We start from the raw sequence: 23,748 nt of genomic DNA on the forward strand, positions 1-23,748 counted from the left end.
CCAAAACTTTTCATTTCATGACTTGCTGGATATAGCCAGTCACGTTAATTTCGGTCGCAACCACTACAAGAAAAAGCTCCTACATGACTAAGCTCGTACGCGCCGCCGTGTTGACCAACTACCTGGAGGTGGCGCAGCACCTGGGGTTGAACCCACAGGTCCTGCTGGCCGATGTCGGCTTGAGCAAAGCCCTGTTGCAAACCCCCGAGCACCGTATTCCCATCGATGCTGCGGTGCGCCTGCTGGAAAACTCGGCCAATGCCAGCGGTTGCCAGTACTTTGGCTTGAGCATGGCCGAGTCACGCCAGCTCTCCGATTTTGGTGTTGTCAGCCTGCTGCTCACCCATCAACGAACGCTGCGTGATGCGTTACAGGTGCTGGTGCATTACCGTCATCTGATGAACGACTCGTTGGCGATCTTCGTCGAAGAAGCGGGCAGAATGGTGATCATCCGCGAGGAGGTGATCCCCGGCTCGCCGATGCCCTGCCGACAGGCCAATGAACTTGCAATCGGTGTGATGTTCCGCCTGTGCGCCGCACTGCTCGGAACGCACTGGCACCCCTACAGCGTCAACTTCACCCACCAGCCCCCCGATAACCTGCAACTGCATCGCCGGCTGTTTGGGTGCAATCTGGAGTTCGGCAGCGAGTTCAATGGCATTGTCTGTCCTGACGCCAACCTTGACATGGCCAATCCCCATGCCGATCCGGGCATGGCACGCTACGCCCAACGTTATCTCGATTCGCTGCAACGCGATGAAGGACCTTCGACCCTGTTCGAGGTACGCAAGGCTATCTACTTGCTGCTGCCCATGGGACGCGCCACCATCGAGCAGATCGCCCAGACCCAGGGCATGAACGTGCGCACCCTGCAGCGCCGCCTGAAAGAAGACGACTGCACCTTCAATGACCTGATCAACGACGTGCGTCGCGATCTGGTGTTGCGCTACCTGGAGAACCCGAGCTATTCGCTGAGCCAGGTTGCCGACATGCTGGGATATTCCATGGCGAGTTCCTTTACACGCTGGTTCATCACGCAGTTTGGAATGCCGCCGGCGTCCTGGCGCAGCGCGCAAAAAAAACAACCCGTCAAAGCGCCGACTGCAACAGGCAGCCTCCCCGACCGCACAAAGCCCTGAAGCGGGCGGCACGCCGTGCGCATAGGGAGACCGGGAATATCAAAGAAAAAAACGGCGACTGCCGTCACAGTCGCCGCAAAGGAACCGGTGCCTGTGGCTCCGGTCGAGTGCCCCACTGCGCCATGGAGTAAAACGCAGTGCGGGCGCAAGTTGGTGCAATCCGTAGCAGGGTTTACAGCCCCCAGTGCAGCAACAGCAGCACAAGGACCGCGAGGAACACCGTTTCCCCCACCATCAGCAGGATCGGCTTGATGCCGACCGCGGCGAGCTCCTTGAGCTGAGTCTTCATCCCCAAGGCACTGATGGACACCACCAGGCTCCAGCGCGACAGCTCGTTGACGGAGTCCTGCACCACCGGGGCAACCCAGCCAGTGCTGTTGATGCAGGCGAGAATCAGGAAACCAACGGCGAACCAGGGCAGCAGCGGCGGCCGTTTGGCCGTCGGGTCGGCGCCCTGCATACGCGTGATCATGGCGGCGCAGAGGATCACCGGTAGAAGCATGGCGACACGCATCAACTTGAGCACCGTGGCCGTATCGCCGGTCTCGGTGGACATGCTGTAGCCGGCGCCGACCACCTGGGCGACATCGTGGATGGTGGCGCCGAGGAACACCCCGGCGACTTGTGGCGACAACGACAACCCATTGGCAATCATCGGGTAAAGGATCATCGACGCAGTGGAAAGCGCCGATACACCGATCACGGTGAACAGTGTGGCGCGCTCTTTCTGCGGGTGGTTGGGCAACGCCGCAGCCAGGGCCAGCGCCGCCGAGGCACCACAAATCGCGGTAGCCCCACCGGTGAGCATGCCGAACAGGCGCTGGAAGCCCAGAGCCTTGGCCGCCACCACCGAGAGACCAATCGTCACCACCACCAGGATCACCACCAGGGCAAAAGGTTTCCAGCCCAGCGCGGCGATCTGTTCGAGTGTGATCCGCATGCCCAACAGGGCTACGCCGATGCGCAGCACGGTGCGCGCCGTGAACTCGATGCCGGCCTTGCACGGGCCCTCGCCGGAGAGAAAATTCAGCGCCATGCCGAGCAGCAAGGCAAACAACATGACCGGCGCACCGTAGTGCTCGGAGAGGAAGGTCGCCGCCGCCGCAACGATCAGGCTGACGATAAAACCCGGCGCCAGTTCGCGCGTTCGGCTGTGGATGCTGGTGAGAGCAATGGCGCTCATGGCGCAGACTCCTCGGGGACGATAACGATGAATGCCTGGCCGTCGACTACCTCGACCGGGTAGTTGGCGACCTTGAGTTTGGTGGAGTTGAGCAGGTAGCCGCTGCGCAGATCGAAGCGCAGGCCATGGGCACAGCATTGAATCACCCGCCCATCAAGGCGCCCGCCACACAGCGAGGCACCCTGGTGCGGGCAGCTGTCGTCAATGGCATAGAGCCCCCCTTCGACGTTGAACAACGCCAGGCTTCTGCCATCGACTTCGAACAGCGCGCGGCCTCCGACCTGCGGGAGTTTGCCGGCAGGCACCGGTATACGCAGACTCATGACGGCTGCCCCTCGGGCTCGCTATGCAGCAGAACTTCGCACATGGCGCCAAACAACACCTCGGCAGGCTGTGCCCCGGCTATCGCGAGGCGATGGTCGAAGTGAAAACAGGGCACGCTGCTGGCAGCTCTTGTGTTGCCGACGAAGGGGCTGGCATCGCCCTGCAGGCAGTCGGCCACGGCGGTGCAGTCGAAACCGCACGACGCGGCGATGGCCATCAAGGTGTCCCGGCACCCCAGATCCTCACCGTAATGGAAGTAGGCGGCAAACAGCCGCTCGAGCAGGACCTCACGCTGCGCCGTGTTGCCGAGCGAGTTGGCGTGCTCCAGCAGGCGATGGGCGTCGGCGGTATTGGGCATCTTGCCGATGCCGCTCAGGTCGATGGACAGCCCGACTGCCGCCGCGGCCTGCTGTACCTGCGCCTGGCGCATGCGCACGGTTTCGGCACTGCCCAGGCGCTTCAGATAGAACTCGGCGAAGGGTTCACCCTGTGCCGGCAGCTGTGGCAGCAGCTGGACCCCTTGCCATGCCAGCGTGATCTCGACATCCGGCTGTTGGCTGCGCAACCGGGCCAGCGCGCGCTCCAGTTGACGCTTACCGATCAGGCACCAGGGGCAGATGAAGTCGAAGAACACATCGATATGCAAACGACGACTCACGATTTCACCTCGTATACCGCTTTGTTGGCTCTGTCATTGATGCTATCGCCCTTAAGCCGCGCAATATCGTTGTGGTAGTGGCACTTGGCATAGAAGAACACCGCCGCCGCCGCGATGCTGACCAGGGGTACCAACTGGAAGGCGGCATGCAGGCCGATGAAATCGGATACCTTGCCGGTGATGAACGGCCCCGGAGCCAGCCCCAGCATGTTGTTGGCCAGGGTCAGCGTGGCGAAGGCGGTGCCGTGGACTGAGTAGTGGGTCAAGTTGGCAACCATCGCCCCGGCAGGCCCGGTGGTGCCGGCGGCAAACAGCATGCCCAGGCAGATCAACGCCAGTTGGGCGGACCCCGCCGGCAGGGCAAAAGCCAGCGTCAGCAGCAGGCAGCTGCCCAGGCAGTAGGCGATGGCCAGGGCGACCTTGCGTTCCGGCGATTGGCGACACAGACGGTCGCTGAGCATGCCACAGAGAATCATCCCGGCACCGCTGCACAGCACGATGATCGCCGCTACAGCACCGGCCTTGTCTGTACCCATTTCGTAGTAACGGTTGAGGTAGCTCGGCATCCACACGATCACGGTGCCGCCGACGAACAGCTGCAAGCCGCTACCGACATAGGCGCCGATCACCGAACGACTGGAAAACAGCGTGCGTAACGGACGCTTGACCGCTGCAACGGCCTTGTTCGCGGCCATGGCGGCGCGCTGTGGGGCGATTCGCGCTTCCTTGACGATGATCGGGTAAAGCCCCGCCAGCAGCAGGCCGAACAACGCCATGCCGGCGAACGACCAACGCCAGCCCAGCTTGGCGGCGATCACTCCACCCAGGGCCATGCCCAATACCGAACCGAACATGCCTCCCGCCATAAAGGCACTGGAGAGCGTGGCGCGCATATGCTTGGGGAAAACCGAGATCACCACCGCGATGCCGACGCTGCCGTAGGCGGCTTCGCCGACGCCGACCATGAAGCGGGCAATAAACATTTGCTGGTAATCCTGCGCCAGCGCGCAGCCCAGAGTGGCCAGGCTCCACAGCAGCGCCATCAACGCCAGGCTCTTGACCCGCCCAAAGCGATCAGCCATCAGCGACAGGGGAAACGTCAAGAGGCCAACCATCAAGGCGACGATGCCGCTGAGCAGGCCGAGTTGGCCGTCACTCAACGCCCACTCGCTCTTGAGCATCGGGAATACGGCGTTAAGCACTTGCCGCGACATGTAGTCGGAAATCAACAGGCCGAACGTCAGCGCGAAGACAATCCAGGCGTATTTACGCGCAACACCGACCGAGCCTGGCTCATCATCGTCTGCTGCGCTGGGGTGAAAGGCCATGCTGCCTCCTCGGAGTTTTGCTGCTACTTATTATTGTTGTAGGGAATTTCGACCTTGTTCCAATGCAGCGGGCGAGAAGCCGTCGGCCTCCCGCCCCGCTGCCGGTCAGCCGCGTTGCGGCACACCTTTCTGGCCAGCCTTGCGGTTTGGCGCCATGCCGTTGGCCAGCAGGGTTTCTTCGATGCTTTGATACTGCACACCGATGCGATAGATTTCGCGCGCTTGCTGGCCGGTGGCGATTTCGCGGCCCAGCTCATGAGCGACGCGCACGGTCTGCTCGATCTGCTGCACCGAGCTGAAGCGCTTGCCCTTCTGATCGATGATCGTGTCTTCGATGCCCACGCGCGGGTGCAGTCCCATGGCCAGCGCCATGACGTTGAACGGCAGTACGTTCTTCAACAGCGACTCGGCGGTCAGGGTGCAGCCGTCCGGCGCGCGGTGGACGAAGTTGAAGAAGTTGAACGGATTAGGTCCATCGAAACCACCGCCGATGCCGATCCAGGTCAGGTTCAGCGGTCCCCTATAGACGCCCTTGCGCACCAGGCGCTCGAGGGTCTCCATCGCATGCATGCCGGTCAGTTGAAAATGCGGCTGGACGCCGGCCGCCATCAGGCGCCGCAGATGTTCCTCGACCCAGGCCGGGCCGGCCGGCACGGTCATCTCGCTGTAGGCGGCCTGATAGGCCGGGTTAGCCAGGGAAGTGCCTTCCAGATACTCCGGATAGAGCAGCTCCATGATGTTCATCTGGGTGGTGTTGATGGCCACGGTGACCTGGTCCGGCTTTGGCGTGAGCTCAGCCAGCATGTGGCGAGTATCGTCGGACAACCATTTGGCGGCTTCGCCATCGCTTTCGGGGGCGAAGGAAATCGAGCCGCCGACCTGGATGATCATATCCGGCACGGCTTCACGTACGCCGGCGATCAGTTCGTTGAACTTCGACAGGCGCTTGGAGCCCTTGCCGTCCAGTTCGCGCACATGCAGGTGCAATACGGTGGCACCGGCCTCGTAGCAATCGACAGCTTTCTGCACCTGCTCGTCCATGGTCAGCGGAATGTCTTCGGGGAAGTCTTCCGGCATCCATTCAGGGCCGTACGGGGCGACGGTGATTACCACCTTTTCCATGTTTTCAGGGTGCAGGGAATCGTCGAAGAATTGCATGAGCTACTCCTATTATTATGGTTGCCCGCTCCCCCCGGGCTGTGCCGGGCAGGCGCGTATGCGAGTGCAGAAGCGGTTGATCAGTAAGTCTTGTCACCCATGATGCCGGCGCGTTCCATCTTGCGATGGCAAGGTGGGTAGTCCATTACGGCGTAGTGCTGGGTACTGCGGTTGTCCCAGATGGCGATGCTGTTCGGTTTCCAACGCCAGCGCACCTGATACTCGGGGATGTACGCCTGGCTGATCAGGTAGCGCAGCAGGTCGGCCGCGCCAGGGTTGGCATCCTGGCCGTAGCGCACCCGCTCGGGGGTATGGTAGTTACTCAAGTGGGTGGTGAAGGCATTGACGAACAGCACCTTTTCGCCGGTTTCCGGGTGGGTGCGCACCACCGGGTGCTCGGCGTCCGGATACTGGGCCTTGAGCGCCAGGCGCTTGTCGATCGGCATGGCCGCGCCGAAGCTCGCCTCGATGCTGTGGCGCGCGCGCAGGTCGGCGATCTTCGCCTTCACGTCATCGGGTAGACGCTCGTAGGCCACCACCATGTTTGCCCACATAGTGTCGCCCCCCACCGGCGGGCACTCCACGCAACGCAGCACACACCCCATCGGCGGGGCCTCACGCCAGGTGGCGTCGGTGTGCCAGGCGTTCTCGTAGCGGTCCATCGGCTGGTCCGGGTTCTTGTAGATGCGTACCAGGCCCGGATGATCCGGGTCACTACCCGCCACCGGATGATCCTCCAACTCGCCGAAGCGGCGGGCGAAGGCGACGTGCTCGGCGCGGCTGATGTCCTGGTCACGCAAGAACACCACCCGGTGCTTGAGCAACTGGGCACGAATCTCGGCAAAAAGACCGTCATCATGGAGAGCGTCGGCGAGGTTGACGCCGACTATTTCCGCGCCGATGTTGCAGGTCAATTGTTCGACTTTCATGGCAGGTGGCTCCCTTAAATGACGAAAATCGACGAGCCAGTGGTTTTGCGTGATTCCAGGTCACGATGGGCCTGCACGGCATCCTGCAATGCGTAGTGCTGGTTGATCTCGATCTTGATTCGACCGCTACCGACGTGATCGAACAACTCACCCGCCAGGGCGGCCTTCTCCGCCGGGTCGGCGATGTAATCGGCCAACGCCGGGCGGGTCAGGAACAGCGAGCCCTTCATCGCCAGCAGCACCGGGTCGAAGGCCGGGATCGGACCAGAAGCAGTACCCACGCAAACCATCAGGCCTCGGCGCTTGAGCGAATCCAGAGAGCCCATGAAGGTATTCTTGCCGACGCTGTCGAACACCACGTTGACGCCGACGCCGTCAGTCAGCTCGCGAACGCGCTTGGCAACGTCTTCGTGGCTGTAGTTGATGACGTGGTCGCACCCATGGGCCCGGGCGATTTCGCCCTTGGCCTCGGTGGACACAGTGCCGATTACCGTCAAGCCGAGCAGCTTGGCCCACTGCGAGACGATCAGGCCGACGCCACCTGCGGCGGCGTGCAGCAGAATGCTGTCGCCAACCTTGAAATTGTAAATGCGGCGCATCAGGTACGATGAAGTCAGGCCGCGCATGGTCATGGCCGCGGCGGTCTCGAAGCTGATGGTTTCCGGCAGTTTGATCAGCGGCGCGGCCTGGATCAAACGCTCGGTGCTGTAGGCACCCAGGGTGTTGAGAAAACCGGTGTAGGTGACGCGATCGCCAACCTCCACATGGGTCACACCCTCGCCAACGGCCTGCACCACACCGGATGCTTCGACCCCCATGCCGTTGGCCAGCGGGATCGGGTAGGTGCCATTGCGAAAGTAGGTGTCGGCATAGTTCAGGCCGACAGCCACATGACGAAGACGAACCTGACCCGGGCCGGGTTCGCCAACCTCGACGTCTTCATAGCGAAGGACTTCGGGACCACCGGTTTCGTAGAAGCGTACGGCTTTGGCCATGCCTGTTTTTCTCCAATCTGCGATTTTGGCGTGAATTGCGCTGATTGGACTGTAGGCCGCAGGCTGACTGATCGCTTCTCATCAGACGACAATGGCTTTTCATTTCGTGACAAAGATGAGGCGTCCCGGCTTGATGTCGAACTGCTCTTCGACACGATCAACCATTGTCTTGGTGCTCTCCTCTCTAGCGGAGTACGTGGCTACGCGCCGCACTGTGAGTGAAAATACGTTCACTGGCTGCGTAACGGTGCCGGTTGCCCAGCGTCGGCGTGCACTTGGGTTTGACCAGGCTGGTGGCTGGCTGCAGAAAGCCCAGTAAGGCCTGCTGGGTGTCCTGCCAGGCCGTCTTGTGTTCCATATCGAGGAAGTGCCCGGTGTTCTTGATTGTGCTGAATTGGCACTGACGGACATGGCCGGCGAACAGGCGGGCGTCTTGCGCCGAGGTGTACTCGTCCCATTCGCCGTTGACGAACAGCAGCGGAACCTCGATGGCATCGACGCAGTCGACGTAGCATTTGGTGTCCTGGGTCAGCACCTCATTGATATGGAAATGCATCTGCCTGAATTCGTGCTCGGCCAGGCTGCTGATATGGCGGTAGTTGAAGCGCTTGAACAGCGACGGCAGGTGCTTGCCGATGGTGCTGTTGACCAAGTGTCCAACGTTGCAGCGGTCGCAGGCCTCCAGAAGACCCAGGCCGCTCTCCAGGTAGTCGCGCATCGGCTTACTGATCCGCGCCGCGAATGAACTGATCACTGCCTTCTCGATTCGTCGCGGCCGCTGAGCGAGTGCCAGCAAGGTAGCCGCCCCGCCCCAGGAAAATGACAGCACATGGTCGGCGCGAAAGTGTTCGACCAACTCCAGCAGTATCTCTGCTTCGTCCTCCTTGCGGATCGGCTGGCGGTATCGGTTGTGGGGGCGCGACTGGCCGGCGTAGGGCTGGTCGTAGAGAACCACATTGAACCGCGGCTGCAGGTAACGCACCGATTGGGCGAAGGATGCGGTGGTTGCCAGCGAGCCATTGACCAGAATTATGGTCTTGTCAGCGGCGTTATTCACATAGTGTTCGGTATAAACCTTGTACTTGTTGAAAATCTCGACGATGGCAGTCTCTGGCTTCATGTCGTTATCCTTCCGGCACAAGTGTGGTTCGCAAAACAGCGTGAGCGGCTGTTCGCAGGACCATTCAGTTGATTGCAGAACGCCCGGCCCCAAACGTCAGCACCAGACAAATAACTTGTTTTATTTCAATAAGTTGCAAACATTAATCGGTAATGCTCTGCGCCAAGGCAGAGGCTTGCGCCCGATTGAACCCGGCAGCACAGAAGCGCGAGGACTCCCGGACGCTCGTTGTGACCGCCAAGTCACTTATCGACCCGAGGTCTCTGATTTAAGCAGGCGATCTCTCACATGCAAGGGAAAGATGAACTATTCCGACGAACCGGGAGCCATCCCATCCGCCGCGACGCCATCACTGGCCGTATGCGGTCAATCGGATGACTTCTGGCTGTTCATGAACGACAAAAGGCACATGCCCTTTCTCGGACCAGGCATTAAAATCATTTGCCCGCACCGTATTGGAGAGCGCCGATGATCAAGCCCTCAATGCCCTTTGTCATGGTTGCCATTGCCATAGCGGTCAGCGGATCGTCCTGCCATGACTATGGGAAAAGTGACAGCTCAGCAAACACTCCGCAAAGCCAGTCACCGGAAGCCAGTCACAATAGTCGCGTGATTGTGCCTCGGCAGCAGATCGAACCTCAAATCCAGCCGAGGCCAAGAATGTAGCCAGGCACCCCATCATCCGATTTCCTGGTTTGTTCAATAAAAAGCCCGGGAGAACCCTTTGTCTCTTCGGGTTGGTAATCCCGCTAGCAGCGACCATAGTTAAGCGAACGCTGCATCCCTGTAGGAGCGAGCTTGCTCGCGATGGACTCAAGGGCGGCGCGTTTATTCAGAAAACACGCGTTATCGTTAACGTCCATCGCGAGCAAGCTCGCTCCTACAGGTTTGCCACGCCCCTCCTGAAGCGAGGAACAGTCATGAGCGACAATGACCATCTGCGTAAATATTCCTCTCAAGTGGTCGACGGCGTGGAGCGCACGCCCGGCCGCGCCATGCTGCGCGCCGTGGGCTTCACCGATGAGGACTTCAAAAAGCCGCAGATCGGCATCGCCTCCACCTGGGCGATGGTCACACCATGCAATATGCATATCGACAAGCTGGCGGTCGAAGCCGAAAAAGGCGCGAACGCCGCCGGGGCCAAGGGCGTCATTTTCAACACCATCACCATTTCCGACGGCATCGCCAACGGCACCGAAGGCATGAAGTATTCGCTGGTGTCGCGGGAAGTGATTGCCGACTCCATCGAGGTGGTTGCCGGTTGCGAAGGCTTTGACGGTCTCGTGGCGGTGGGCGGCTGTGACAAGAACATGCCGGGATGCCTGATCGGGATGGCCCGCCTGAATCGTCCCTCGATCTTCGTGTATGGCGGCACCATCCAGCCGGGCGCCGGCCACACCGACATCATTTCGGTGTTCGAGGCCGTGGGCCAACACGCGCGGGGTGATATCAACGAGATCCAGGTCAAGCAGATCGAGGAAGTGGCGATTCCCGGTCCCGGCTCCTGCGGCGGCATGTACACGGCCAATACCATGGCCTCCGCCATCGAGGCGTTGGGCATGAGCCTGCCTGGGTCCAGCTCCCAGGATGCGATCAGCAGCGACAAGGCCTCGGACAGTTTCCGTGCCGGTCAGCAGGTTATGGAGCTGCTCAAGCGAGACATCAAACCCCGCGACATCATGACCCGCAAGGCCTTTGAAAACGCCATTCGGGTGGTGATCGCCCTCGCCGGCTCCACCAATGCCGTGCTGCATCTGTTGGCCATGGCCCATGCCGTCGATGTCGAGCTGACCCTGGATGACTTCGTGGAGCTGGGCAAGGACTCCCCGGTGGTGGCCGACCTGCGCCCCAGCGGCAAATACATGATGAGCGAGCTGGTCGCCATCGGCGGCATCCAGCCGCTGATGAAGCGCATGCTCGATGCGGGCATGCTGCACGGCGATGTACTCACGGTCACCGGCAAGACCCTGGCCGAAAACCTGGAGAACGTACCCGACTACCCCGCGGGCCAGGACGTGATCCTGCCCTTCGACCAGCCTATCAAGAAGGACTCCCACCTGGTGGTGCTGCGCGGCAATCTCTCGCCCACTGGCGCCGTGGCCAAGATCACCGGCAAGGAAGGCCTGCGCTTTGAAGGCAAGGCCCGGGTCTACCACGGTGAGGAAGGTGCGCTGGCCGGTATTCTCAACGGCGAAGTCCAGGCCGGCGACGTCATCGTGATCCGCTACGAAGGCCCCAAGGGCGGCCCCGGCATGCGCGAAATGCTCTCGCCCACGTCTGCCGTCATGGGCAAGGGACTGGGCAAGGAAGTCGCACTCATCACCGACGGCCGCTTCTCCGGTGGCTCGCACGGGTTTGTGGTGGGGCATATCACGCCCGAAGCCTTTGAGGGCGGCCCCATCGCGCTGATTGAAAACGGCGACACCATCACCATCGACGCCGAAACCCGACAGATCACGGTCGATGTCTGCGACGCCGAACTGGCCGAGCGCAAAACCCGCTGGGTACGCCCGGAATCCAAGTACAAGCGTGGTGTGCTGGCCAAATATGCCAAGACCGTATCCAGCGCTTCGGAAGGCGCCGTCACCGATAAATATCTCTGATCCTTATGCCTATTTTTTGATCTAGCCTCGTACTCGTAGCAGCTGCCGAGCCTGCGAGGCTGCGTTCGAGGACGCAGTCCTCGCAAATCCTGCATACGCGGTTTACCTGAAAGAACCCGTTGCCTGATTTTACGACCGCTTCGCGGCCGAACGCAGCCTCGCGGGCTCGGCAGCTGCTACGCAGTATTTCAAAGTTTTGTAGATACCTATGCCCTCAAGGGGTTACGCAGACAGTCTGCGCCCGTCAGGCGCAGGAGATGCCGTTTAGCGCTTCGATTTCGAAATAAAGCACTTTGCCCTCGCGGATTTGTGCGCCCTTCGTTCGCGGGTATCCCGCTACATTAGAACTCCATGCTCCTGCAGCGCGACCCAGAAAAAACAGCCAGCTCGCCTCAATAATCTGCCAACCACCAGGAGTCATACCCATGACAGCATCCCAGATTCGCGCTCTTCAAGTTGCCGGCTTCGCGTTACTGACGGTTAGTGCAGGCGCTGCGTTGGCTGAAGATATTACCTTTGTCTCCCAGGGCGGCGCCTACCAGGAAGCGCAAAGCAAAGCGATTCTCGAGCCGGCCGCGAAAAAGCTCGGTTTGACCCTGAAGCAGGACAGTTCCCCGAAAGCGTACCCGATCATCAAGACCCAGGTTCAAAGCGGCAAGGTCAGCTGGGATGTGGTTGATTTGCCAACCGGCGATTGCCTTCGCGGCGAGCAGGAAGGTCTGTTCGAGAAACTCGATCTGGCACTGATCCCCAATGCTGCCCAATTGCCCCCTGAGCTCAAGGACGACTACAGTGTCGGCTACATCAGCTACTCCACGGTACTGGCCTATCGGACCGATGCGTTCAAGGGCAAGAAAGTGCCTAAAACCTGGGCGGATTTCTGGGATACCGATAAATTCCCCGGCCAACGTTCGCTGCGCAACTTGCCGCGCCCGACCCTGGAAATTGCCTTGATGGCCGATGGCGTGGCCCCGGATAAACTCTATCCGCTGGACGTCGACCGGGCTTTCAAGAAACTTGAACAGATCAAGCCCGACATCTCGACCTGGTGGACCTCCGGCGGCCAGTCGGCACAGCTGATCAGTGACGGTGAAGTGGACATGATCCAGGCCTGGAACGGCCGGATGACTGCCGTACAGGCCGCAGGTGCTCCGGTAGCCTTCGACTACAACCAGGGGGTGCTGGAAACCAACTCGCTGTGTGTGCTTAAAGGCACCCCACACAAGGTCGCCGCGATGAAGTTCGTCAACGAAGCCATCGACGCCAAGCTGCAAGCCGCCCTGCCCTTGCTCATCGATTACGGTCCGCTGAACCCTGAAGCCTTCAAGACCGGGACCATTCCCGACGGGCTCGCGGCAAAACTGCCGTCCTCGCCGGAAAACATCGCCCGTCAGGCGTTGCTGTCGTCCAAATGGTGGGCCTCCGAGGAGGGCGTGAAAGCAGAAGAACGCTGGTTGTCATTTGTTCAGAAGCAATAAGAGCAGGATCAAAAGATCGCAGCCTGCGGCAGCTCCTACGATACCCGGGTTTTACATGACCCTGTAGGAGCTGGCGCAGCCTGCGATCTTTTGGCGGTTTCGGGAATGCCAAAGAGCAAGATCAAAAGATCGCAGCCTGCGGCAGCTCCTACAGTCGGAGATGCCTGCAGCCCCCCGTGAACCCTGAAAAAACCCCCGACGCAGGACATGCCGTCTACCTCCCCTATTTCGCAATAAAGCACTCTGGCACCGCGCATTTGTGCCTGCTTCATTTGCCGACCTGCCGGTACATTAGAGGCTGCATGGTCCTTACAACAAAAAGCACGCCCAGCTCGCCTTTAGCATCTGCCCCACTCGGGAGTCCTCCACATGACAACAATCCAGCACTGTCTGTTTTCTATCGCGAGTCCGGTATCACTGAGCGCCAGAGCAATTGCGGCTTATGCCGACCTCATGAACAAGTGATGGGAGGCCAACATGTCCAATACCTACTTAGCCAAATCAGCCAAATCCATGCCTGACTCCAGCAACGGCCCGCGCCAGCCATCGGCGATCACTGCGCAAGCCCTGGCCCGTGAAGAACGCAAGGAAAACCGCTCCATGTTGTTGCTGCTGACGCCAGCCCTGGTGATGGTGGTGGTGTTGTTGATCCTGCCGATGTGCTGGCTGGCGTTTCAGTCGGTACAGACCGAAGAAGGGTTTTCCCTGGTCAACTATGTGCGGATTTTCCAGGAGCGCATCTACTGGGACACCTTCGCCCTGACCTTCAAGATCAGCTTCATGGTGACCGTTCTCTCGATCTTCCTTGGCTTTCCCATCGCCTACGCCGCTTCACGGTTGCAGGGTTTCTGGGCCAACCTGGTGCTGATCTGCGTGATCATTCCGTTCTGGACCAGCGTACTGGTGCGCTCCTACGCCTGGCTGGTGCTGCTGCAACGCCGGGGCCTGGTCAACCAGACGTTGATCGACCTGGGGATCATCGACCAGCCGCTGAACCTGATGCACAACACCACCGGTACCGTGATCGGCACCTTGCACGTGATGCTGCCGTTCATGGTGCTGCCGCTGTATTCGGTGATGCGCAAGATTCCCCAGGACCTGATGCAGGCCTCCGAAAGCCTCGGCGCCAAGCCGTTCTATACCTTCCGCCGAGTGTTCCTGCCGATGGCCGCTCCCGGTGTAATGGCCGGTTCGATTCTGGTGTTCGTGATCTGCCTGGGCTTCTTTATCACCCCGGAACTGCTGGGTGGCGGGCGGACGATCCTGGTCTCGATGCTGGTACAGCGCAACGTTGAGTTGTATCACGCCTGGGGTGCTGCCAGCGCCGTGGGTCTGGTGTTGCTGTTTGTGGTGTTCCTGATTTTCTGGGGGATCAATCGCTTCATTCCGATCGAACGCATTCTGGGAGCGCGCTAAATGAAAATGCTTGCCAACCTGCGCCATATTCGCCTGTCCCAGGTGCTGTTCACCGTCCTGGTCGCGGCAATCCTGCTGTATCTGATTCTGCCGGTACTGATCGTGGTGCCGATGTCGTTCTCCGAGGCGCGCTTCCTGCAGTTTCCGCCCAAGGAATGGTCGTTTCGCTGGTATGAAGCGTTTTTCAACAGCCTCGAGTGGATGGCCGCCTCCAAGGTCAGCCTGATCACTGCGCTGGTGACCACCGTGGTCAGCCTGCCAATCGGGATGGCCGCCGCCTACGCGATCAACAGCTCCAGCCTGCGTATCGTGCGCACCCTGCAAATCGTGCTGCTGCTGCCGATGATGGTGCCGATCATTCTGATCGCCGCCGGGGTGTTCTTCGTCTATGCGCGGATCGGGCTGATCAGCACCCTGACCGGGCTGATTCTGGCGCACATCATGCTCGCCCTGCCCTACGTGATCATCGCGTTGCTGGCCGGGCTGCGCAACTTCGACATGTCCCAGGAAATGGTCGCGCGCAGTCTGGGCATGAACCGCTTCCGTGCCTTCATGGCCGTCACCCTGCCGCAAATCAAGCCGAGCCTGGTGTCGGCCACGCTGTTCGCTTTCATCACCTCGCTGGATGAAACCGTGGTGGCGCTGTTCATTTCCGGTGGTGACAACCAGACCCTGACCAAACGCATGTTCACCGCGCTGCGCGACGAGATCGATCCGACCATCGCGGCGATCAGTTCGATACTGATCCTCGCTTCGTTGCTGCTGGTGGTGATCGCCGGTCGCAACAAGCCGCAGTGACTGACGCCGGCACCGGGGCTGCCACGGTGTCGGCACAGCCTGCCGCCAAGGGCTGCAATTCAGCATCAACTATCCGTTCGAGCGGCTATCTCGGCATCGGCCGCTGGCCAGTCCTTTTTACAATCGGTCCCATGGTTCGGACCTTTAAAGGCACTCATTATGTTCAAAGCTAAACTGCGTGACCCCTCGCTCCTGGTCGAGCGCGCCTACGTCAACGGTGAATGGATCGAAGCCGACGACGGCGCAACGATCGCCGTGACCAACCCGGCCGACGGCAGCGAAATCGCCCGCGTACCCGCCTTGCAAGCAGTGGAAACACGGCGTGCCATTGCCGCCGCCGACAGCCGCTTCAGCACCTGGCGCGAAGTTCCCGCAGCCGAGCGCGCCCGCCTGCTGGAAGCCTGGCACCGCCTGATCATGGACAACCAGGAAGACCTGGCATTGATCATGACCGCCGAACAGGGCAAGCCGCTGAGCGAGTCCCGCGGGGAAATCGCCTACGGTGCGAGTTTCGTCAAATGGTTCGCCGAAGAAGCCCGGCGTATCTATGGCGACACCATTCCATCGCCGACCGCCGACCGGCGCATCCTGGTGATCAAACAACCGGTCGGGGTGGTCGCGGCGATCACTCCGTGGAACTTCCCCAATGCGATGATCACTCGCAAGTGCGCCCCGGCCTTGGCCGCTGGCTGCACGGTGTTGATCAAGCCCTCGGAAATGACCCCGCTATCGGCACTGGCGCTGGCGGTCCTGGCCGAACGTGCCGGTATTCCGGCTGGCGTGTTCAACGTGTTGACCGGGATGCCGGCCGGCATCGGTGGCGAAATGACTGCCAACCCGGTGGTGCGCAAACTGTCGTTCACCGGCTCGACTCGCATCGGCCAACTGCTGATGAGCCAGTGCGCCAGCACCATCAAGCGCCTGAGCCTGGAGCTGGGCGGCAACGCGCCGTTCATCGTCTTCGATGATGCCGACCTGGACCTGGCGATTGCCGGGGTGATGTCGAGCAAATTCCGCAACGCCGGCCAGACCTGCGTCTGTGCCAACCGCATTCTGGTGCAGGACGGGATCTATGACCTGTTCGCCGAACGCCTGAGCGCGGCCGTCAACGCCTTGAAGGTCGGTGACGGCCTGGCCGAGGGAGTCACCATCGGGCCGCTGATCAACGGCGCGGCCGTGGACAAAGTGGCCTTGCACATCAGCGATGCCCTGGAAAAAGGCGCCTCGATCGCTGTTGGCGGCGCCCCGCAAGGCAATGGCCTGTTCGTTCAGCCAACCGTGCTGCTCGACGCGACCCCGGACATGCTGCTGGCCAATGAAGAAACCTTCGGCCCGGTCGCACCGTTGTTTCGCTTCAAGGACGAAGCCCAGGCGTTGGCCATTGCCAACAACACGCCATTTGGCCTGGCCGCCTATTACTTCACCCAGGACATGCGTCGCGCCTGGCGAGTCGGCGAGCGTCTGGAATTCGGCATGGTCGGGCTCAACACCGGGGTGATCTCCATGGAAGTGGCGCCGTTCGGTGGCATGAAACAGTCGGGCACTGGCCGTGAAGGTTCCAAATACGGCCTGGACGAGTTCCTCGAGATCAAGGCCTGGCACATCGGCGGCCTGGACTGACGGACAGCGGATCGAGATGTCGTCGGGCAGCAGATCCTGTTTGTCCGGCGACCTGAAACGGCACGAACAGGGCAACAGCCCTTGTTCAGATGGCAAGCAGACACTCCGGAATCCCCCGTGCTCTGCAAATGGAGGACGCTTCATGAGTTTCACTGAAGGCTTCGAATCGGTCAGCGTCAATCAAGTCTGCAAGCATTACGGTAGCCTCAAGGCGCTGGATAACGTCAGCCTCAAGGTCGAAGCGGGAGAATTCATGTCTGTGCTCGGTCCGTCCGGTTCAGGCAAAACCACCTTGCTGAGCATTCTGGGCGGGTTTATCCGGGTCAGCTCCGGCAACATTTTGTTCGGTGAGCGCGATGTCACCCTCATGCCGCCGCACAAGCGGGAAATCGGCGTGGTGTTCCAGAACTATGCGTTGTTCCCGCATATGACGGTCGGCGAGAACGTTGCCTTTCCGCTGCGTGCTCGCGGCGAAAGCGCAACCAAAAGCCATGATCAGGTCAAGCAAGCGTTGGCCACTGTCGAGCTGACCGGTTATGAAAATCGCTCGATCGCCGCGCTCTCCGGCGGCCAACGGCAACGGGTGGCACTGGCCCGGGCGATTGTCTTCGAACCGAAGTTGATCCTGATGGATGAGCCGCTTTCCGCCCTCGACAAACAACTGCGCGAAACCATGCAGATCGAGCTGCGGGCACTGCACAAGCGCCTGGGGGCCACCATGATTTACGTGACCCACGACCAGCGTGAAGCGCTGACCATGAGTGACCGCGTGGCGATCATGCGCGGCGGCCAACTGGTTCAGGTCGATACGCCGCGGCGTCTGCACGATCATCCGTCCGACGATTTCGTCGCCAGCTTCATCGGCGAAAGCACCCTGATTCCCCTGCAGCGCAGCAGCGACAACGGGCTGACGTTGGGGAACACAGCACTGCGTACCACCCGGCCGATTCCGCCATCGGGGGATCTGTTCCTGGCCCTGCAATCGGAAAAGCTGCTGCTCGACAATGACACTGCCGGCCCTGAATGGAACCGTCTGCGCGGGCGGGTTGCGGACATCGTGTTCCAGGGCGAAAGCCTCAAGGTCTTCGTCGATCTGGACGGTGGCCCGACGGTCAGCCTGCGTCAGCCCAGCCACCACGAGGGCAACCTGAACCTGCCACCCATCGGTGCGCCCATGCTCATGCGCCTGCACCCCGAAGACACCATCGTGGTACCCCGGGCAATCGCCTGATCACCTCAGCCTACGGAGCACAAGATGAATTCTGCACTGACTGAAAACCAACGCCTTTTAGCCTTGCGCGATCAACACATTCCACGGGGCATCGCCACCGCTCACCCGGTGGTTGCCGCCCGCGCCGATGGCACTGAGCTGTGGGACGTCGACGGCAAACGCTACCTGGATTTTGTCGGCGGCATCGGCGTACTCAACGTCGGCCACAATCACCCGCGGGTGGTCGAAGCCGTGCGTCGTCAAGTCGGTGAGATTTCCCACGCCAGCTTTCAAGTGGTGGCCTATGAGGCTTACATCCAGGTTGCTGCGCGCCTGAACAAACTGGTCGGCGGCGATGAGCATTATAAGAGCGTGCTGTTCACTTCCGGCGCCGAGGCGGTGGAAAACGCCATCAAGATCGCTCGCGGCCACACCCATCGTCCTGCAGTCATTTCCTTCCGCGGAGGCTTTCATGGGCGTACCTTGCTCGGCGTGACCCTGACCGGCATGAGCCAGCCCTACAAGCAGAATTTCGGGCCCTTCCCCGCCGAGATCTATCACACGACTTACCCCAACGCCTATCGAGGCGTCAGTAGCGAAGACGCCCTGGCCGAACTGGATGCGCTGTTTGCCACCGACGTTGCGCCAGATCGCGTGGCGGCCATCATCATCGAACCGGTTCAGGGCGATGGCGGTTTCCTCGCCGCCCCCAAAGCCTTTTTGCAAGCCCTGCGCCAGCGCTGCACCGAGCACGGCATCGTGTTGATCCTCGACGAGATCCAGGCAGGTTTCGGCCGTACCGGGACGATGTTCGGTTTCCAGCACGCCGACATCCAGCCGGACCTGGTCACCGTGGCCAAGAGCCTGGCCGGCGGCATGCCGTTGTCGGCGGTGGTCGGGCGCGCCGAGATCATGGATGCACCGACGCCCGGCGGCCTGGGCGGGACCTACGGTGGCAATGCTGTGGCCTGTGCCGCGGCCCTGGCGGTCATGGACCTGTTCGAGGAGCAGGACCTGCTGGCCCAGGGCGAGCAGCTGGCGACGCAACTTCGGGATGGACTGCTGGCCCTGCAAAAACGCTATTCGTGCATCGGCGATGTGCGCGGCCTGGGCTTTATGCAAGCCATTGAAATCGTCGCCCCGGACAGCCGGCAAAGCCCGGATACCGCCCTCGCGCAGAAGATCATCGACGAGGCGCGTTATGCCGGCCTGCTGGTCATCAAGTGTGGGGTCTACCGCAACGTGGTGCGCTTCCTCGCGCCATTGATCACCACCCAGGCGCAGGTGGCAGAAGCCTTGCAGATGCTCGACAAGGCCCTGGCCGCCGCCAGCGTCTGACCGGGTGCAACCTGCAGGGTTATCGCCAGGCCCGGCCAGCACAGCTGCGTCGGGTTTCTGGTTGATTCCCTCAGAGATCGACAAGCGTTACCCAGGAGCTGATCATGAAAGTCACCCAGTACAAAGCGTTGGGGTTCTCCTTCGGCACTCTGGTGGATCGGGAACGGGGCATTCTGGAAGGCTTGCGTCCGTTATCGGTGCAGGCTCAGGCATTGGCCAGCGACGAGCAAGTACTCAGTGCCTATCGGCGTACCGCCCTCGAGCTGGCGGCTACGGGTACCAGCAATAGTCCCGCGGCGTTTCACGGCCAGCTCTACCAGCGTCTGGCCCATCAATTGCATATTGTTCCCGGTTGGGATGATAGTGTTGCCTTTAGTACCGCCTCCAGTCAGTGGCCTATTTTCGAAGACGCGCCAGGGGCGTTACAGTATTTGAGCAAGTTTTATCGACTGGTACTGATTGCACCACCCTACGGCATGGATATCGAGTCGTTGACCAGTCGCTTGCCGGTGGACTTCGATGCGATCATCGAACCCAGGGCCAATGACTGGCATGCGAGTCTGGAAAGAGCGTTGCACCGCCTGGGGCTGGAGCGATCCGAGTTGCTCCCGGTGCGAAGTACCGAAACAGACGACCCCTGGAATGAGCGAGTGGACTTTCCGGTTTGCACCCTGCGCCGCGACCACCACCAGCCCTGGAATCACTCAGCCCAGGCACTCGACGGCAAACGCTGCGAATATGCAAGTCTGGCCGATCTGGTTCATGCGCATCAAAAGGCCCTGCATGCCTGACGACAGCCACCCAGTATGTGACATTGCGAGGACTGAACAATGGACGCTGCAACGAAGCTCGATCGTATCGATATCAATATCCTGGTCCAGTTGCAAAAAGACGGGCGCATGACCAACGTCAGTCTCGCCGAAGCCGTCGGGCTTTCGCCCAGTCCTTGCCTGCAACGTGTCAAACGCCTGGAGTCGGCCGGTTACATCAGTGGCTATGAAGCCCACGTGAACCTGGCCAAGTTCGCCAACTCGGTCACCGTGTTCACCGAAGTCACGCTCTCGGACCACAAGCGCTCCGACTTTGTGAAGTTCGAGTCAAGCATTCGCAATATCGATGAAGTGCTGGAGTGTCACCTGATCAGCGGTGGTTACGACTACCTGGTGCGTTTCCTCACCAGCAGCATCGCGCACTATCAGGAACTGATGGAGTCGATCCTCGACAAGAACATCGGGATCGAAAAGTATTTCAGCTACATCGTGATCAAGTCACCGGTGGTCAAAAGCACCGTGCCATTGCGCAGCCTGCTTCGATCGGTGTGAAACAGAGGCCGGGTGGCTGCCCCCCCGTAGCAGCTGCCGAAGGCTGCGTTCGGCTGCGAAGCAGTCGCAAATCCTGCTTGCACGATTTGTCTGGAATACCTCAATGCCTGATTTTACGACCGCTTCGCGGCCGAACGCAGCCTTCGGCAGCTGCTACGGCCCGGGCAGCCCCTGCGGTCTTCCGAACCCAGGAAAGAATGTCAGGAAAGAATGCAGAACACTTTCCGGACCTTCTCCAGGCTGGTCCAGGCATTGCTCGCCCCTGCGGGGACCACCACGGTCTCACCTGCGCGGACATTGCAGGGCGTGCCTTGCTCGGGCGTCAGCATCACCCCTCCTTCAATGATGTACATCAGTTCGCAATAGTCCGGCTCGAGCGTTTTGCGCCCATAGGCTTCGCACTCCCACAGGCCGATGCGCAGGTTGGCGCTGGAGAACAGCGTCTGGCTCCAGGCCTTCGGCGTTGCGGTGAGCAGTACGTTGGCCGCTGGTGGATTGCAGGGTTGCAATGGCAGGTGCACGTCGATCTTCAGCGGTCGGGTGGGCATTTCCGCACTGCCGGACAGCCCGGGAAACACCATGAACAGACGACGCAGCTCACCCCGCTGCCGCCAGCGCAGGGCAATGCCACGCGGGACCACGAAGCAGTCCCCCGCCTCCAGCGTGAGACTGAAGCCCTCGCCCTCCAGTGTCAGTTCACCGGCCTCGACGATACCGAGTTCGACCCAGGGAAAATCCTCGATCAGCAGATTGGCGCCGCTGCTCTGGATGACACCCACTGCATAACCCTGGACGGGGTCATGGAAGTGCAGGCTTCTGCCGGCTGCCAGAGGGTCGTCGCGCAAGGCAAAAGCCGCCAATGGCAGCCGCCGCTCGGTATGGGGTTGTGAGTAATGCAAAATCGCAGGCATGGGGTCAGACTCGTGGCTCATCGGCCAATGATATCCAGAAACTGCTGCCAGCCTGCGGCCAGGCGAACGCCTGGGGCACGGAAGGCGTGCATTGGAATGGGTTTGAAGTGCTCGCCGCTCAACAGGCCGAGCTCGACTTTCTGGCCCGCCGTCATCGCTGCCAGCTGCCTGCCCATGTAGGTCGACATGGCCACGCCGCCGCCGTTATAGCCGATGGCATAGAAACTCTTTTCATCCAGTTGTCCGGCATGGGGCAGATAATCGAGGGTCATGGCCACCAGGCCGGACCAGCGAAAGGCGATCGGCTGGTCGCGCAGTACCGGGAACACATCCCCCATGCTGCGCTGCAACGCGCGAAAAGCCGCTTCCGAGTCGTCCTTGCCGAAGGCCCCGCGGCCCCCGAAAATCAGCCGATCGCCCACCACCCGGAACCAGCGCAGCATGCGTTTGGTATCGCCGCAGACCTGCCCACCAGGCAACAGTCCGGCCAGGATAGTGGCCGGCAAAGGTTCGGTGGCGATGATCGCGCTGCGAAACGGAATCAGCCGCCGATGCAGGGTGTCGGTGGCTCGGGTCAGGTCCGAATAGCCGTTGGTGGCGTAGATCACCTGTCTGGCGCTGACCCGACCCTGGGGCGTCTGCACGATCATCCGTTCGCCTTCGCGGCGAACCTGCTCGGCCGGGCTGTTGATGAAGATCCTCACCCCGCGATCGTCAAGACTGCGGGCGATGCCCCGGGCATAGTTGAGCGGATGAATACCACCCGCCTTGGGCGTCAGCAAGCCACCGGTGAAGATTTTCGACCCGGTCAACCCGGCCACTTCGGCGGCGCTGATCATCACTGAAGAGCTGCCGCCGGTCTCACGCTTGATCCAGTTTGCGGTGGACTGCAGTCCGGCCAGTGCGTGCTGGTTGTGCGCCGCCGCGATGTGCCCGCCCAGGCGCAGATTCGCCCCGGTCAGTTCCAGGGTCTCCACCAACTCCACCAGGCTGTCGACTGCCTGATAGCCGGTGCGATACATCTGCAAGGCGGTGTCGCGACCAAAACGCGCCATCAGCGTCGGGAAGCCGACACGAAACTTCGGCGAGACCACCCCGCCGTTACGCCCGCTGGCGCCCCAGGCCAGGCTGTTGGCTTCGATAATCAACGGCTCACGACCGCTCAGGGCAATATGATGAGCCGCACAGAGACCGGTATAGCCCGCGCCGATAATCGCCACATCGCATAGCCGATCGCCTTGGAGCGATTGCAATATGGGTGCAGGTTCGGCGGTCGCCGTCCACAAGGTCTGAAGAGTCATTGCCAACATCCCAGCGAAAAAAACAGATGGCGCTTGCGGCTGGGCTGCAGCGCCAAGGTATTCAACCCAGTTCTTTCTCTACCGCGTCGGCCAGTTGCGCCAGCGAGGTGAAGTGGTAATGCGGTTCGGTGCGTTCCGACTCAAGCGTGCCGCCGGTGCCTTTTTGCCCGTGACGACGTTCGATCCAGCACACTTGATAACCCAGGCGCATCGCGACTCCGATGTCGTGGTACTGACTCTGCGCCACATGCAGGATGTTCTCGAACAGAATGCCTTGGGTAGCCAGCACCCCACGGGTGTAAGCGAAGAACTGCGGATCGGGTTTTTCGAAGCGCACATCATCGACGCTGATCTTCACGTCGAATGGTTCGTCCAGGGTCTTGGCCATATAGTCCAGGGCCCAGATGCGCGAGTTGGTGGTCGCCACCAGTTTGAAGTGCTTGCGCAGGCGCTTGAGGGCTTCGACCGAATCAGCGAACGCCGGGAAGTTCTTCACCGCCAGGCTCAGGCCCTTGGCGTATTCCTGGTTATCCGGCAGACCGAGTTTGGCGGCCATCAGGTGATAGCAGCGCTCCATGTCGTCCGGCCACCAGCCCGACTCGGGGTCGGCACGCGCTTCGCGGTAGGCTTTGAGGATATCGTCATCGCTGCAGGCTTGACCGGCGTCGCCCGCCACTTCGCGAACGTGAGACACAATGCCGGCTTCAAAATCAATGAGGGTACCGACCACGTCGAAAGTCAGGGCTTTGAATTGCTTGAAAGACATATGGCACTCCGCAGGGTGGGGGACATAGGAGAGCTGAGGCTCCGGGTCGAAAAAATTATCACCCCATGCTTCTCGCGCAATGTTCCGTTTTTACCACCTGCGGGGGCATAAGCTACTGTTTTTGCCAACTCGCCAAGCACTAATGCCCGAT

General features: G+C 60.8%; 22 protein-coding genes. 10 read left to right on the forward strand and 12 right to left on the reverse strand.

Annotated elements, in window-relative coordinates:
- Positions 1-83: 83 nt before the first annotated feature.
- Complete coding sequence (locus tag F8N21_RS21015; RefSeq protein ID WP_150643932.1) at positions 84-1,139, forward strand: AraC family transcriptional regulator; 1,056 nt, start codon at positions 84-86, stop codon at positions 1,137-1,139.
- A 172-nt stretch (positions 1,140-1,311) separates the two neighbouring features.
- Here F8N21_RS21015 and F8N21_RS21020 read toward each other — a convergent pair whose 3' ends face one another.
- From F8N21_RS21020 to F8N21_RS21055, 8 genes are all read right to left on the reverse strand, one after another.
- On the reverse strand, positions 1,312-2,322 hold the full coding sequence (locus F8N21_RS21020) for a YeiH family protein (protein WP_150643933.1): 1,011 nt from the start codon (positions 2,320-2,322) through the stop codon (positions 1,312-1,314).
- Positions 2,319-2,645, reverse strand: a complete 327-nt coding sequence (locus F8N21_RS21025; protein WP_150643934.1) for a Rieske (2Fe-2S) protein — start codon at positions 2,643-2,645, stop codon at positions 2,319-2,321. The genes F8N21_RS21020 and F8N21_RS21025 overlap by 4 nt, the downstream gene beginning before the upstream one ends.
- Positions 2,642-3,304 carry a DsbA family oxidoreductase gene (locus tag F8N21_RS21030; protein ID WP_150643935.1) on the reverse strand — a complete coding sequence of 221 codons (663 nt, stop codon included), beginning with the start codon at positions 3,302-3,304 and terminating at the stop codon, positions 2,642-2,644. Before F8N21_RS21030 ends, F8N21_RS21025 begins: the two co-directional genes overlap by 4 nt.
- Positions 3,301-4,632: an MFS transporter gene (locus F8N21_RS21035; RefSeq protein WP_150643936.1), complete on the reverse strand. Its 1,332-nt coding sequence runs from the start codon at positions 4,630-4,632 to the stop codon at positions 3,301-3,303. Before F8N21_RS21035 ends, F8N21_RS21030 begins: the two co-directional genes overlap by 4 nt.
- A 105-nt stretch (positions 4,633-4,737) precedes the next feature.
- Positions 4,738-5,790, reverse strand: coding sequence for a 3-keto-5-aminohexanoate cleavage protein (locus F8N21_RS21040; protein ID WP_150643937.1), 1,053 nt, complete (start codon positions 5,788-5,790; stop codon positions 4,738-4,740).
- A gap of 80 nt (positions 5,791-5,870) precedes the next feature.
- Positions 5,871-6,719, reverse strand: coding sequence for a TauD/TfdA dioxygenase family protein (locus F8N21_RS21045; protein WP_150643938.1), 849 nt, complete (start codon positions 6,717-6,719; stop codon positions 5,871-5,873).
- Positions 6,720-6,733: 14 nt separating this feature from the next.
- Entirely contained in the window at positions 6,734-7,714 is a 981-nt protein-coding gene (locus F8N21_RS21050; protein WP_150643939.1) for a quinone oxidoreductase family protein, read from the reverse strand.
- Positions 7,715-7,898: 184 nt separating this feature from the next.
- On the reverse strand, positions 7,899-8,834 hold the full coding sequence (locus F8N21_RS21055) for an alpha/beta fold hydrolase (RefSeq protein ID WP_150643940.1): 936 nt from the start codon (positions 8,832-8,834) through the stop codon (positions 7,899-7,901).
- 920 nt (positions 8,835-9,754) lie between these two features.
- Here F8N21_RS21055 and ilvD point away from each other — a divergent pair.
- Entirely contained in the window at positions 9,755-11,437 is a 1,683-nt protein-coding gene (ilvD, locus tag F8N21_RS21060; protein WP_150643941.1) for a dihydroxy-acid dehydratase, read from the forward strand.
- A gap of 244 nt (positions 11,438-11,681) precedes the next feature.
- Here the strand turns inward: ilvD and F8N21_RS21065 are convergent, their stop codons facing one another.
- The gene (locus tag F8N21_RS21065) at positions 11,682-11,864 is read right to left on the reverse strand and encodes a hypothetical protein (RefSeq protein WP_150643942.1); all 183 of its coding nucleotides are present in this window, start codon (positions 11,862-11,864) and stop codon (positions 11,682-11,684) included.
- On the opposite strand from F8N21_RS21065, the gene F8N21_RS21070 reads away from it, so the two are divergent.
- The 8 genes from F8N21_RS21070 (at position 11,863) to F8N21_RS21105 (ending at position 20,619) form a co-directional block, all read left to right on the forward strand.
- Positions 11,863-12,915, forward strand: coding sequence for an ABC transporter substrate-binding protein (locus F8N21_RS21070; RefSeq protein WP_150643943.1), 1,053 nt, complete (start codon positions 11,863-11,865; stop codon positions 12,913-12,915). The genes F8N21_RS21065 and F8N21_RS21070 overlap by 2 nt on opposite strands.
- Before the next feature lie 477 nt (positions 12,916-13,392).
- Positions 13,393-14,331 carry an ABC transporter permease gene (locus tag F8N21_RS21075; protein WP_150643944.1) on the forward strand — a complete coding sequence of 313 codons (939 nt, stop codon included), beginning with the start codon at positions 13,393-13,395 and terminating at the stop codon, positions 14,329-14,331.
- The gene (locus F8N21_RS21080; RefSeq protein ID WP_150643945.1) at positions 14,332-15,129 is read left to right on the forward strand and encodes an ABC transporter permease; all 798 of its coding nucleotides are present in this window, start codon (positions 14,332-14,334) and stop codon (positions 15,127-15,129) included.
- A gap of 159 nt (positions 15,130-15,288) precedes the next feature.
- On the forward strand, positions 15,289-16,749 hold the full coding sequence (locus F8N21_RS21085; protein WP_150643946.1) for an NAD-dependent succinate-semialdehyde dehydrogenase: 1,461 nt from the start codon (positions 15,289-15,291) through the stop codon (positions 16,747-16,749).
- A gap of 142 nt (positions 16,750-16,891) precedes the next feature.
- Entirely contained in the window at positions 16,892-17,980 is a 1,089-nt protein-coding gene (locus F8N21_RS21090; RefSeq protein ID WP_150643947.1) for an ABC transporter ATP-binding protein, read from the forward strand.
- Between the two features lie 24 nt (positions 17,981-18,004).
- A complete protein-coding gene (gene gabT, locus F8N21_RS21095; protein WP_150643948.1) occupies positions 18,005-19,297 on the forward strand; it encodes a 4-aminobutyrate--2-oxoglutarate transaminase in 1,293 nt (430 codons plus the stop codon).
- 104 nt (positions 19,298-19,401) lie between these two features.
- Entirely contained in the window at positions 19,402-20,088 is a 687-nt protein-coding gene (locus F8N21_RS21100) for a haloacid dehalogenase (protein WP_150643949.1), read from the forward strand.
- 39 nt (positions 20,089-20,127) lie between these two features.
- On the forward strand, positions 20,128-20,619 hold the full coding sequence (locus F8N21_RS21105; RefSeq protein WP_150643950.1) for an Lrp/AsnC family transcriptional regulator: 492 nt from the start codon (positions 20,128-20,130) through the stop codon (positions 20,617-20,619).
- Between the two features lie 200 nt (positions 20,620-20,819).
- On the opposite strand, the gene F8N21_RS21110 is transcribed toward F8N21_RS21105, so the two are convergent.
- The 3 genes from F8N21_RS21110 to F8N21_RS21120 all read right to left on the reverse strand — a co-directional run bounded on the left by F8N21_RS21110 (position 20,820) and on the right by F8N21_RS21120 (position 23,597).
- Entirely contained in the window at positions 20,820-21,530 is a 711-nt protein-coding gene (locus tag F8N21_RS21110; RefSeq protein ID WP_150643951.1) for a cupin domain-containing protein, read from the reverse strand.
- A gap of 17 nt (positions 21,531-21,547) precedes the next feature.
- Complete coding sequence (locus F8N21_RS21115; protein ID WP_191624368.1) at positions 21,548-22,831, reverse strand: NAD(P)/FAD-dependent oxidoreductase; 1,284 nt, start codon at positions 22,829-22,831, stop codon at positions 21,548-21,550.
- 61 nt (positions 22,832-22,892) lie between these two features.
- The gene (locus F8N21_RS21120; RefSeq protein WP_150643952.1) at positions 22,893-23,597 is read right to left on the reverse strand and encodes an HAD-IA family hydrolase; all 705 of its coding nucleotides are present in this window, start codon (positions 23,595-23,597) and stop codon (positions 22,893-22,895) included.
- Positions 23,598-23,748: the final 151 nt, after the last annotated feature.

The sequence above is a fragment of the Pseudomonas fluorescens genome (assembly GCF_902497895.1).
GTDB lineage: Bacteria > Pseudomonadota > Gammaproteobacteria > Pseudomonadales > Pseudomonadaceae > Aquipseudomonas > Aquipseudomonas fluorescens_BP.